The organism is Arenibacter troitsensis, assembly GCF_900177645.1.
In the GTDB taxonomy this organism is placed as follows: domain Bacteria; phylum Bacteroidota; class Bacteroidia; order Flavobacteriales; family Flavobacteriaceae; genus Arenibacter; species Arenibacter troitsensis.
In genome coordinates this window covers 58,634-70,507 of the sequence record NZ_FXAO01000009.1, presented here as the reverse complement: position 1 = coordinate 70,507, position 11,874 = coordinate 58,634, and the positions used below count along the sequence as shown (strand labels likewise).

The 11,874-nt window shown below is 35.9% G+C and carries 14 protein-coding genes and 1 riboswitch; of the genes, 2 read left to right on the top strand and 12 right to left on the bottom strand.

Annotated features, from left to right (window positions below):
- Positions 1–356: 356 nt before the first annotated feature.
- The 4 genes from B9Y87_RS22020 to B9Y87_RS18270 form a co-directional block, all read right to left on the bottom strand.
- Positions 357–533 carry a hypothetical protein gene (locus B9Y87_RS22020; protein ID WP_176225670.1) on the bottom strand — a complete coding sequence of 59 codons (177 nt, stop codon included), beginning with the start codon at positions 531–533 and terminating at the stop codon, positions 357–359.
- Between the two features lie 10 nt (positions 534–543).
- Entirely contained in the window at positions 544–861 is a 318-nt protein-coding gene (trxA, locus tag B9Y87_RS18285) for a thioredoxin (protein ID WP_085500415.1), read from the bottom strand.
- 487 nt (positions 862–1,348) lie between these two features.
- Positions 1,349–1,525, bottom strand: coding sequence for a type IX secretion system membrane protein PorP/SprF (locus B9Y87_RS18275; protein ID WP_085500413.1), 177 nt, complete (start codon positions 1,523–1,525; stop codon positions 1,349–1,351).
- 423 nt (positions 1,526–1,948) lie between these two features.
- Positions 1,949–2,227: a dihydrofolate reductase family protein gene (locus tag B9Y87_RS18270; RefSeq protein ID WP_245808744.1), complete on the bottom strand. Its 279-nt coding sequence runs from the start codon at positions 2,225–2,227 to the stop codon at positions 1,949–1,951.
- 253 nt (positions 2,228–2,480) lie between these two features.
- On the opposite strand from B9Y87_RS18270, the gene B9Y87_RS18265 reads away from it, so the two are divergent.
- Positions 2,481–2,873, top strand: a complete 393-nt coding sequence (locus tag B9Y87_RS18265) for a response regulator (protein WP_085500411.1) — start codon at positions 2,481–2,483, stop codon at positions 2,871–2,873.
- A 50-nt stretch (positions 2,874–2,923) separates the two neighbouring features.
- Here the strand turns inward: B9Y87_RS18265 and B9Y87_RS18260 are convergent, their stop codons facing one another.
- From B9Y87_RS18260 to B9Y87_RS18250, 3 genes are all read right to left on the bottom strand, one after another.
- On the bottom strand, positions 2,924–3,619 hold the full coding sequence (locus B9Y87_RS18260) for a DJ-1/PfpI family protein (RefSeq protein ID WP_245808743.1): 696 nt from the start codon (positions 3,617–3,619) through the stop codon (positions 2,924–2,926).
- A gap of 71 nt (positions 3,620–3,690) precedes the next feature.
- Positions 3,691–4,953, bottom strand: a complete 1,263-nt coding sequence (locus tag B9Y87_RS18255) for an NAD(P)/FAD-dependent oxidoreductase (RefSeq protein ID WP_085500409.1) — start codon at positions 4,951–4,953, stop codon at positions 3,691–3,693.
- A 58-nt stretch (positions 4,954–5,011) separates the two neighbouring features.
- A complete protein-coding gene (locus tag B9Y87_RS18250) occupies positions 5,012–5,584 on the bottom strand; it encodes a Crp/Fnr family transcriptional regulator (RefSeq protein ID WP_085500408.1) in 573 nt (190 codons plus the stop codon).
- A gap of 239 nt (positions 5,585–5,823) precedes the next feature.
- On the opposite strand from B9Y87_RS18250, the gene B9Y87_RS18245 reads away from it, so the two are divergent.
- A complete protein-coding gene (locus B9Y87_RS18245; RefSeq protein ID WP_085500488.1) occupies positions 5,824–6,516 on the top strand; it encodes a LytR/AlgR family response regulator transcription factor in 693 nt (230 codons plus the stop codon).
- A 132-nt stretch (positions 6,517–6,648) separates the two neighbouring features.
- Here B9Y87_RS18245 and B9Y87_RS18240 read toward each other — a convergent pair whose 3' ends face one another.
- The 5 genes from B9Y87_RS18240 to B9Y87_RS18220 all read right to left on the bottom strand — a co-directional run bounded on the left by B9Y87_RS18240 (position 6,649) and on the right by B9Y87_RS18220 (position 10,541).
- The gene (locus B9Y87_RS18240) at positions 6,649–6,933 is read right to left on the bottom strand and encodes a Trm112 family protein (protein WP_085500407.1); all 285 of its coding nucleotides are present in this window, start codon (positions 6,931–6,933) and stop codon (positions 6,649–6,651) included.
- Positions 6,930–7,547, bottom strand: a complete 618-nt coding sequence (locus B9Y87_RS18235; RefSeq protein ID WP_217807540.1) for a thiamine phosphate synthase — start codon at positions 7,545–7,547, stop codon at positions 6,930–6,932. Before B9Y87_RS18235 ends, B9Y87_RS18240 begins: the two co-directional genes overlap by 4 nt.
- 20 nt (positions 7,548–7,567) lie before the next feature.
- Positions 7,568–8,623, bottom strand: a complete 1,056-nt coding sequence (locus tag B9Y87_RS18230) for an AIR synthase family protein (protein WP_085500405.1) — start codon at positions 8,621–8,623, stop codon at positions 7,568–7,570.
- The gene (locus B9Y87_RS18225) at positions 8,623–9,345 is read right to left on the bottom strand and encodes a class I SAM-dependent methyltransferase (protein ID WP_085500404.1); all 723 of its coding nucleotides are present in this window, start codon (positions 9,343–9,345) and stop codon (positions 8,623–8,625) included. The genes B9Y87_RS18230 and B9Y87_RS18225 overlap by 1 nt, the downstream gene beginning before the upstream one ends.
- 62 nt (positions 9,346–9,407) lie before the next feature.
- Positions 9,408–9,503: riboswitch (TPP riboswitch) on the bottom strand.
- Between the two features lie 609 nt (positions 9,504–10,112).
- A complete protein-coding gene (locus B9Y87_RS18220) occupies positions 10,113–10,541 on the bottom strand; it encodes an META domain-containing protein (protein WP_085500403.1) in 429 nt (142 codons plus the stop codon).
- Positions 10,542–11,874 lie beyond the last annotated feature (1,333 nt).

The following is an 11,874-nucleotide window of genomic DNA, read 5'->3' as shown; positions in this document are numbered from 1 at the left end:
TTGAACAAAAAGGCGTGGACCTCAATGTTTCAAACCACATTTTTTATTGCCCAATAAAACACACAATTTATATAAGGCTACATTTCATATCCATTCTATGTTTCTTTAGGTGTGTATATACATTACTTAAAGTATGTCTAACTTTAAGAATAGGAGCCTATTGTAAAATTTTTATTGTATTTGTAAAGCCTTCATGACATAATTCCCCAAATTGGCCAACTCCAAAGAATTGGAACTTTTGGCCTAATCTGATATTATAGGAATAGAATTTTGAAAACCCATTTTGAATTGGATAAGGAATACTATGTCTAAGCAACTTCCCGGACCAAACCTATTAAATAATAATGAATTTTAACCTATACCCCTTTCCTGGCTTGTTCTACTAAGACATAGGACATTTTATCGGGACAATAAAAATCATGATGTGCATGTCCATCACAATAATTCTTAGTACCATTGGAATCATGTGTTATTTTCTCATGCAGGTTCAATATTCCCAAAATCAATAATTTTAAATTGCCAACTATTTTCATATTACGTGTTTTAATTAATAATTTTTGTTAATTTTTCCCTTAGTACAGCATCAGATGTCAGTCCAACTACTCTATCTACTATTTGTTCGTTCTTAATAAAGAATAAGGAAGGAATACTTCTCACTTGAAATTGTGACGCTAATTCCTTGTTTTCATCGATATTTACTTTTTGAATTTCAACACTTCCTTTATACTCTTCAGAGAGTTTTTCAACGATTGGTAATAGTGCCTGACATGGAGGACACCAGTCTGCGTAAAAATCTAATAACACGGGTTTCTTCTGAGCTATTAAATTATCAAAATCCTGTTTGCTTTCTACTTTTTTCATAATTGAATATTTAAGATTAAAGTGCAAATTTATCTCAAGGGATTGGGCGAAGGTTAGGCAAGAAATCCCCCTCAATTGGCAAAACTTCCCTACAGGTGTACACAAATGGACAATAAGGAAAATAGCGCAGTTCGAAGCCTGTATTGGGTCGGTTACGAATTTTAAAGGGCCCTAATAATGCTTTGTAAGAGAAGTAACCAACTAGTCTTCATTAATATTCATTTTTGACAAACCACAAAGGTTCTAAAACGATGGCCCCTTTTTTTGTACGAAGCTAAAATACTTGCGGATTTTGTTGGGTAATATTAGTTTAAAACGTAAGCCTCTCTCCAATATTACTCTGAATTCAGTAACGGTTAATTTCTTCATAATTCGGTTCAATGGTTGGAAGATTCATTTTTCTGCCTATAAAATGCAAGCCAAAAAAAAAGAGACTGCCTTTTTAGATAGCCTCTTTGTTGCATCATGGTTCATTATAATTTTAAAATTATAAATGTAGCTTCATTAGTATTTCATGGCTACCGTTATTGGAATAGGCTATGGTATTTTCCAAGACGGCCTCATAGGCATAACCTAAATGTATTCCCTTAGTGGCTTTAAATATAAAAAAACCACCAACACTTTCATCAAACCTATATGCTGTCCCCGATCTCGAACCTATCATGAATTGCAAGTGCCCCTGTTAACTCCAATGATATTGGTGAACCTTCTACCATTCTGAACATTGCCGATGGCTTAAAGACTAAACTATCGCTCAAGGCAAAGTCACAGCCACTGCTTATAGCGGACAAGCAATGCTCTGATACTCGCTTTATCCTTAATTCTTTGTGAACAGCTTAAAATCAGAAAACCAATTCCAAGTATCATTAAAATTCTTTTCATTTATTTGGGTTTGGATATAGTATACATCAATTGGATATAATCCATTAATCATATCTCTTTAATAGGTTCAATTTAATAAATCTTTCTTTGCCCTGGTTTTAATTTGGAGGCTAACAGTTATAAGTGCCCCTACCCCATTATTGTCCAATGGCCTTCCTAGTCCCACTTTTGTTTAAACTCTATTATGGCCTTAGTAGACTTGTAGTTAATACTTTGTTTTATGCTTGTAATACAACTGGGTTAATCCTGTTTCAAATGTTTTGGCACTTATAAATTCCAGAAGCTGCTCTGGCCTACCTTTCTTAATTAGTCTCGTACCATTGCCTACCAGAATGGGCACAACGGAAATAGTAAGTTCATCTATGAGGTCATTTTTGAGTAGTTCGTTAACGACTTCAGCGCTACCATCACAATTAATGTCTCTTCCCTTTTCACTTTTGAGCTTTGTTGCCAAATCCTCTCTAATTTTTTGGGATGACTTCACAATTTTCAAGTTTGGAATTGTGCCATTTAAAAATCTATGTGTCATGAACCAATAAACCAGATACTCAAACAGTTCAGCGAGTTTTTATTGAGTTGAGGCTTGACAGTCCTTATTTTGAAACAAATAAATAGTAGTCATTATTTCAGGGATTATTTTGGATTATTAAATGAAATCGGAGATTAATTTGGTAAAGACCGATCTTACATCCGGATGTTAATTGTTGATGACATATATTAAGGTATTTTAGATTAATATGGGAGAAGAAACCTTGTGGATAATTGATGATGATATGGTATCACAATTTGCCATTAAGTATAAGATAGGCCAAGCGTACCCCAACAATAGGATTAGTACTTACTATTCCGTTGAAGAGGCTTTGACCGCCCTAAAGGAATGTATGGATGGTAAATTGGAGTTTCCGGAAAAGGTTTTATTGGACTTAGGCTTGCCAGTACTTACAGGGTGGCACTTTCTGCAGGAACTGGAAAAAATTCGAGGAAATATTGCCCCGTTCGAAATTTATATCGTTTCAGCATTTTCCAATTCAATGGACCGTAAGCGCGCTAAAGATCATTCTTTGGTCAAGGGCTATTTTGAAAAACCGTTGGATAACTTTGCAGTAGACCAAATATTTATGTCGCGGTAGCACGATCATGGATTAGGTTATGCTGTTGAACATGGAGACAAAAGTAATACCTAATCTTTCCAATTTTGAAGTCGATCAAGATATAGATATCCTTCAACAAACTCTCTATGCTCTGGACCGGACATTTTCTCCAAAAGATTTAAGGCCGATATATAGCTTGCCAAATTACCGTTCGAGGAGCTGAATTTTCCGTCCTCTACAAAGGTCACCGAACTGTCGTTCTGTACCTTTAGATTAGGGTAATCCTTCTGCAATTGTGTGCCCCCTCCGATCCAGGTAACAATTTTATGTCCATCTGCAATACCGGATTTGCCGATCAATTGTGCTCCAGCACAATTGCTTACGGTATATAGCGTTTCCCTATTTTTTTCCTTTATAAAACTTACAATTTTTTCATTATGAACTTGAGCGTACATGTCATAGGCACTTGGAACAAACAAGGCCGTAAGTTGTGGGCAGTTTTCAAAGGTGTAATCTGGTAAAAACCGTATTCCTTCCTCTGATGTTATTGGGTCGGCATTTTCAGCAATGGTTATTACATTATACAGCTGATTTCCTTCTATACTTGGTTTGGCAAAAACATCAGAAGTGGCAATGACTTCACTCTGCAGGACGCCATTGAACATCAGCAGTCCTATAGTTGGCAACTCCTTTTTGAAGGGCTTTAAGTGTTTCGTCAAAGTGTCCGTGGTAATGCTCAGGTCTGGTAAATGTCCAGTTTTGGCACTATTTTTTGATTGGTCCATTTTGCAACTTCCGAAAAAAACCAACAATGCAACTAATATTAGATTATACTTTTCCATAAGTCCTTAAGGTATTATTTTTTATCGTTTGGTTTGATGATCATTCTAAAATACTGATCCTTATACAGGTAGTACCCGATCCAGTTAATGAATGTGCGAAACCTATTTTTAAAATTAACCAACCCCATAATATGCACGAAGATCCAAATTAACCAGGCTATAAATCCTTTTATAAAAAACCTTTCCTTTGGCAAGTCAAAAACTGCCTTATTTCTTCCAATAATTGCCAATGACCCTTTGTCCCTGTACTTGAAAGGAGTCCATGGGCTTTTGTCCCTCTCTAAATTAAAGGCCAAATTCTTGGCCTGTTGAATTGCGGGTTGGGCCAATTGGGGATGGCCTTCAGGATAGCCAATATCTCCTTGGACCAACGCACAATCGCCCAATGCATAAATATTATCGTAGCCGTTGACCAAATTGAAAGAGTTGGTTTTTAATCTTTTTCCCTTTCCAAAACTGTCCATGGAGAAACCATTGAAAGCCTTTGCAGTTACCCCGGCCGCCCAGATTAGATTTTTGGATTCTATTGTAGTACCATCGGACAGTAAAACAATGTCTTCCTTAAAATCATTAACCAAACAGTTCAGCTTTATTTCTACACCCAATTCATTTAGCTTGGAGTAGGTATAGCTTTGGGAGTTTTTTGACATGGTATTCAAAACTGTACTTTGACCATCTATTAAATATATTTTTCCTAAATCACTTTCACTCAATTCCGGATAATCTTTCTTCAAAATAGAGGTCTTCATCTCTGCTAAAATGCCTGAGAGTTCAACTCCTGTAGGTCCGGCTCCAGCGATAACAAATGTCAATAATTTTTTTCGTTCTTCTTTGTCATGGTGTCTTGTTGCCCTGTCCAGCCTAGTAAGAATGGTGTTTCTAAGAGTTAACGCATCACTTATGGTTTTCATTGGTAAACTATACTTTTCAATGTTCTTATTACCGAAGTAATTACTTTCAGTACCTGTGGCCATAACCAATATATCATAGTGCAACTCTCCATTGCTCAACATTACTTTGTTTTCATTGGGAACCACTTCCAATAAACTTCCAAGCCTAAAGCGAACATTCTTAAAGTTCCTCAATATTTTTCTATAGGGGTAACTAATGGCCGATGGTTCCATAAACCCGGTAGAGACCTGATAGATCAAGGGCGGAAAGAAATTATAATTATTGGCATCTACCAATATGGTTTGGTAATTAGGTGAATTTCCGATCCTTTTTATCAATTCCAAGCCTGCAAAACCTCCCCCTACTACTATTATCGACTTTTTCATAGTATTCCATTAAGGGTTCAAAGGTCCTGGATTTCGCCATAAATATTCTTGAACTGGTTCAAGAAATATCTTTTTTATTTAATTTGCTTACATATTCTGGCGATAAGCCTAAAAAACTTGCTACTAGATATTGAGGTACATTGTTAACAAAATCAGGAAAGGCCTCTTTAAACCTAAAATAGATTTCTTCTTTTGAATAAATAAAAAGATACTTTATCCGATTAAGTGAGGCACCATAAGCTGTTTGATATATCTTTCTGAAATAAGTTTCCATTTTAGGAAACCGTCTAAGTAATTCTCTTTCGTTATTATGTGTTAAGTGAAGTATGGCCGAAGCTTTAACTCCTTGGATATAACACTCTGAACGCATATTGTTGTGATAGGCCAAATAATCCGTAATCCACCAATTCTCTATGGCAAATTGTAAAGTATGCTCGGTTCCCTTCTCATCAATAATATACAATTGAAGACACCCGCTTAAAACAAAATAGTGGTCCAGGGATTTGTTACCGGGTTCGTAAAGCAGTTCTTTTTTTTTGACAGTTTTCAAATCAAAGTATTTGGCAATCTCCTGAAACTCATTATTGTCAATTGAAGTGTATTTGTTAATATGTTCGAACAGTTTTTGCATTTTAATGGGTTCATCTAATATCAAATTTAGCACAATTCATCGATTACCCCAGACCATTCCATTTTTTAGTTTTTTCAATGATTTAATTAAATCAAGTATTTGAATATACAGCCCTGGATAATTAACTACCCATAAGTATCAATTCACAACATATAATAAAGGGTTGTCATCATTTATTGTGCTCAGGTATGTCATTTGGGTACCTTGAACTTTTTATTAATCAATTTATCCCCCAGATTATGAAATTGAGATGTATAATAGTGGACGATTCGTTCATGCAGCGAACTACCATGGCCAGATTAGTGGACAATCATCCGAACTTAGCTATGGTAGCCGAATATAGTAATGCCATTGAGGCAAAAAATGGTCTAAAAAATAACGAAATAGATCTTATTTTCCTAGATGTGGAAATGCCCATCATCAATGGTTTTGACCTTCTGGAATCTTTGGAAAACCCACCACAGGTAATTCTGATTACCGGTAATCCCGATTACGCACTCAAGGCTTTCGATTACAACGTAACCGATTATCTTTATAAGCCCATTTCCCTAGCTCGATTTGATGCCTCCGTAAAAAGGGCCGTGGCCAAATTTGAGCAGATTAATCAAATGGATGAGGAAGAGGAGTATATCTTCGTAAAAAGCAACCTTAGACAGCGCAAAGTTGTTCTAAACGATATTAATTGGGTCGAAGCTCTTGGCGATTATATTAAATTGGTAACGAATGAAGGCAATGTTGTTATTCTTTCCACCATGAAATCTTTTGAACAAAAGTTACCAAAGGATAGCTTTTTGAGAATCCACAAATCCTATATCGTTAATCTGGAAAAAGTTGAAAAGTTCAACAGTAAAACAGTGGAAGTAGTTGGTAGACAGATACCTCTTAGCAGACATAAAAAGACAGAACTCGCCGAGGCTCTTTACAACGTCTAAATTAAAGGGGCCTATAAGGAGCACTTAAATATCGGGGTATTACCCCCGATATTTTAGCATGTAACTTTAAGCTGATTTCAATTCTACGGCAATAAGTTATTTGCAATATGGTTTTCCAAGAATAACTCCGATCTAATTTTCTATTTGTTCAGGTTCGGTTAGACGAAAGTTTTCAAACTTCAAACCTTTAAGATGTTTGTGCCATTTTTCAATTAGTGGTCGTTCAAGCTTAAACTCACGGAATTCGTCAGGACTCATAATTGGTATTCCTTTTACGATTGGATACAACCTTTTGCAGGATGAGCATACTAAAAAGCCTTCCAAAATATTATCATCTACATCTTTTGTGATTTCTGTGAGGCCAAGGTCCCCTTTGTCAAACGGACAACAAAGTTTATCGATTGTTTCTTTTTTCATATGTTATTTAATTTGTGGGCATATTTTTTAATGGATTCGTTGGGGGCATCGCTGCTCATAATTCCCGACACTACTGCAATTCCCGTATATTTTAGCCCATCTAGTCGATGAATGTTTTCAGGTTTGATTCCACCAGCTAAATAGATAGGTAAACCGTAATTTTTTGACGCTTTATGAATGGTTTTAAAATCTACAATTTCACAACTGTTGGCCGTTTGTGAAGGGAAAATGGAACAGAATGAAATATAATCGAGCTTGTTCCTTCTTGCCCATTCTACATGTGTTAAATCGTTGTTGCATGTAATTCCACTAATAAAAGGATGGATTACACTTCCTACTATAGATGTGTAATCCTTGGGAATATCGTCAAAATGTACACCATCCAATAACGAATTATTGAGCAGTTCCCATCTATTGTTTATCAATACTGGAATATTTTTAGCATGGCATTGTTCACAAATCTTATTGATCAGGTCAATTATGTTTTGGTTGACTTTAAAATTGTCCCAAATTTGAACTGCGGCTAATTTTTCACTCAAACATAAATTTAATTTATTCATGAGAATCGATTCATCCATTGCCGGGTCGACAATTAAATAGATTCCAGAACCCATGTTTCTTTTCGCTTTCCCCCTTACTTCCATCCTGAATTAAGTGCTTTGAAAAAGGCCGCCCAGTAAGGGTCGTTCTCATTGTACAATAGATCATTGGCTATATTATTGGTAACGAGTTTGATACCCTGCTCCCTATGGGCTATTTTTCCCACTTCTGAGCAGAAAATATTTTCCCTGGCCAAACGATTGATAACTTTTTTTGCACTACCCTGCTTACAGGTGATGATCATTGAACCTGCTCCAATACAGTACCGCGGATCCAACGAAAACAATTTACAAACTTCACTTTGTAGAATGCCTATAGGTAGTTTGTCGTTATAAATGATTGCACCATTGTTCGAGGCGGTTGCCAATTCATATATGGCACCCAAGACACCGCCTTCCGTAACATCGTGCATGGCGGTTACATCATTATGTTCACGGTTCTGACCTACTGCTGATAGGGCGTCCTCAAGGGAAGAAGTTTGATAAAAAGTAGCGCATGCCTGTTGTTGTATTTCGGAACCAAGTTTGTTAGTAACCGTTTCAGGGAAACACATAGCAAGTATGGCCGTCGAAGAAATAGCACATGATTTGGTAACTAATATCACATCGCCGGGTTTTGCATATTTAGAAACCAGTATTTTAGTTTTAGGAGCAATACTGACAAATGTCCCACCGCCTGCGATGGTAGAATTTTGGCCTTCAATAAAACCTGTATGCCCCCCGGTAATGGCAATGCCTATTTTTGAGCAAAAGATGTGGATATAATCCCAATATTTTTGAAAATCGGATTTCGAAAAAGTACTCGGAAGATTTAGAACAAACTGCCCATACATAGGTGCATATCCCGTGGTTGCCATGTCATTTGCCATTAATTGCACGGATAGCCAAGCGGACTCTTCCAAACCTAGACTTGGAAGTAAGGTCAGAGGGTCACTGGTCATGGCCATCGCCATAGTTCCGGGTAAATCTACTATGGATGCATCAACACCAAAATTAGGACCTACACTTACTTCCTCTCTATTAAAACCACATTTAGTACTAATAAACTGCTCAAATACATGTGGGTCTATTTTGCCTAGTTTATCACCCATTATTTTACGTCGTTTAATTTGATATACAAGCCAAAAAAGTCCCCTAAGGGTAGACTCCATTGTTGGATCGGAAACCATTTTGGTAGGCCTGTACACGTCCATTCAATGGAATAATCGCGTCCTCGAAGTGCCTCTTCAATAATTTTTGAGAGTTTTTCAGGTGTATAAAAGGTCGCGGTCAAATAGAAAGGATTCATGCCAAATACTTCTTGTATTCTTCTTCTAACTACCTTGGTCGAATTTCTGTTCATCATTCCCATAGCTATTCCATATTTTCCAACGCGTGCGGCTTCGCGAATTACTTGAACAGGGTTCTTGTAATATTCAAATGTGGTAATGAATGCAAGCGAATCAAACGTATGGTCCTTAAATGGCATATAGTGTGAGTCGGCCATAACAAGATCACCTTCAAATAGTTCTACGGCTTGGGAGAGCATTAGTGGTGATATATCACCACCAGTAGCCTCTATGCCAATCTCCTTCCACCAGCGTGTAAAACGGGTTGTACCACAGCCAAACTCCAATAGGGTTTTAACACGTTTGTCTTTTGAAACCAATTGTTCCATTACCTTTTTTTGCCATATTTCAGCACGCTTGTACCTACCTTCATACCATTGTTCATAGGTGTCTGTATGTTCTCTGTTAAAAAACCATTCTGGCCTGTTCTGCCAGTTTTGATCTTCCTTGGGAATAAGTTCTGAAGTTGCTTTTTCTATTTTCATTTTATATTATTTAAAACAAAAACTCCATTCTTTGGGGTAACCAATGAATGGAGCCTAAAATGAAATATCTTAGCTTGCATCCCTACGTTGGCATTATCCAAATCAGGTCTCGGGTATTATCTCAGCTTGGCTTTTACCAGGCACCCCGTGCTTTTGTGTTGATAAATGTACGATTAAAATTTAAAATTCTAAGCTATACCAAATGTTTCAAGAAAGAAAATTGTATTCCTTTTTTTTATTGAGAATATCCATAATAATTGTAATTGGAAGGCACAGTCTTTAGGAAACGCCACTGTACATATTTTTGGTTGCAAGGGAAAACGGTATTAGTACAAGATGGACCACTTTTTATACTGTTAATTTAATGTATAGAATAAGAATCGCAATAAGAAGTCAGTACTGGCAAGTTGTCCAAATAACTTGTCATCCATCGACATTAAAGACCTTAAAATGATAAAATAAAACAGAATCCATGAAATTCAACATCCCTAGTTCTTTTAGTGTTGGTTTCATAAAAGCATTGCTCTTGGATCCTAACCCATATTGGCCGCTCTGTTGGTTCAACAATTTTCTTTCTGATTACGAAATTACCAAAATGTCCAAGACGTGTTTGAAGTCGGTTATTTACTTGTGGCAGATGCAATATTTATCCATCCACATGCCTTAAGGCTATCTATTTAGATTTGCTTTTAGCAAAAATTCATATTTTAAATGTGGAAATAAATATGTTCCAACTATTATCCAGATGATTTGAACACAATGGTCTATTATTTTATTTTTTTGAATCTCATCATTGGTATTTCTCCAATCAATAAATTTAGCCTACCTTCCTTGTCCAAGCTAAAGGCATTTATTTTTTTCATCATATTCAGAAACTGAGGTTCGCCATCACCACAATACATTAATGTTGAAGGTCCAGGTTCGCCTATGGTGATGCTATTACCATCAATTTTAAAATCGGCGGAATAACCGTTACAGCTGTTATTGCCCGTAATCTTCCCTGTGGTTTTGTTAAATGAAATTACCGGCTTCTTGTCCGGATATAGGCCATCAAAAGCGATCCGTGTTCCTGATATATACTCCAATTCCCATATGGAATTGTAAAGGTTATTATTACTCCCATTTTTAGTTGCAGTACATGAAACGATAACCACCATAAACAAAAGGGTTGAAACTAAAATGTAATTCTTTTTCATATAATAATTCTTTGATCAAGTTCTTACGAAATTTTCCAGCGATGATGAGCAATATCATCATCAGAATGGATACACCCAAAATTATGCCAATATTAAGTAATATTCCACCACAAATTGTAAGCCACCTTTCATTTGTCGGTCAATATACTTGTCTGGTGCAGGTCGCAGGTGATGAATCCGTAACCTTCTTATAATCCTTTAAAATATTTCTCGGTTTTTTCTAAAACTCTTGAATTCAATTGGATTATTACTATAGTTTAGAACGAACATGGTTTGTTGTTCTCCCTTTAACCCTTTGTATCCTATTTTAGGCTTAATGATAAACTCTACTTCGTTAGCCAATAATTTTGTTTTGACTTGTTCAAATTCCTCATTACCTAAAATACATCCGAAATGGGAATTGGAACATGGACATTATCGACCAAACCACTATAATCCAACCCCACAATGTCTTTTGAAACATGGGCCGATAATTGATGACCAAAAAACTTTGGCCTATGCAAACGTAAAAAAGTTAATTAATGACAATGTTGTCTAGGGTATAGCCGGTGAAAAATGGATAAAAATAAAAAGATCCAAAAACGGGCACTAGGAGTAATATACCCATTTGGCCATCTGCACAGGCAATTATCGATAAATATACGGAGCTTCTAGCCGTTCTAAATAGAGCCAGACTATTTCCTGTGTTGAGGAATCAAAAAATAAATGCCTTTATTAAGGAGATAGTCGATCTCTGTGACATTAATAAAAATCTTACCTTCCATTTAACCAGGCATACATTTGCCACGACCGTAACCTTAACCAATGGTGTTTCTAATGAATCCGTAAGTAAGATGTTGGGTGATAAGTAGCTGAAAACCAAGTAACATTATGTTAAAATATTGGATAGCAAGGTAAGTGAAGATATGGAAATGTTGAGAGAGAGATTAAATTTTAATAACTAGATCTATAATACTTATGGATTTTATTGGCCTTTTTCAATTTCCATTTTGAAAAGGATTACTCCAGTAAATCACTTATTATATTTTAAGGTGTAAATACCCCTAGATGGATTTTCTAAAATTCCCTGGTTTTTCAATTCGGAGATATAGACCAGAATAGAACTTATCTTCATTTGAGGGTAATCTTCTAATATTCGCTCAATCAATTCTTTTTTGGTCAGGATCTTTTGTTCCAAAAAATACGATTGTATCCTTAATATAAATAAATTGTTCAAAATCAAATATTTAAAATACCTTCAACATAAATTTACGGACAATCATAGAATAATCGTAAAATTAATTTGAATTTTAAACGTATTTGCAATAGGTAAAAAAAGCTGTTGTTTAACGAT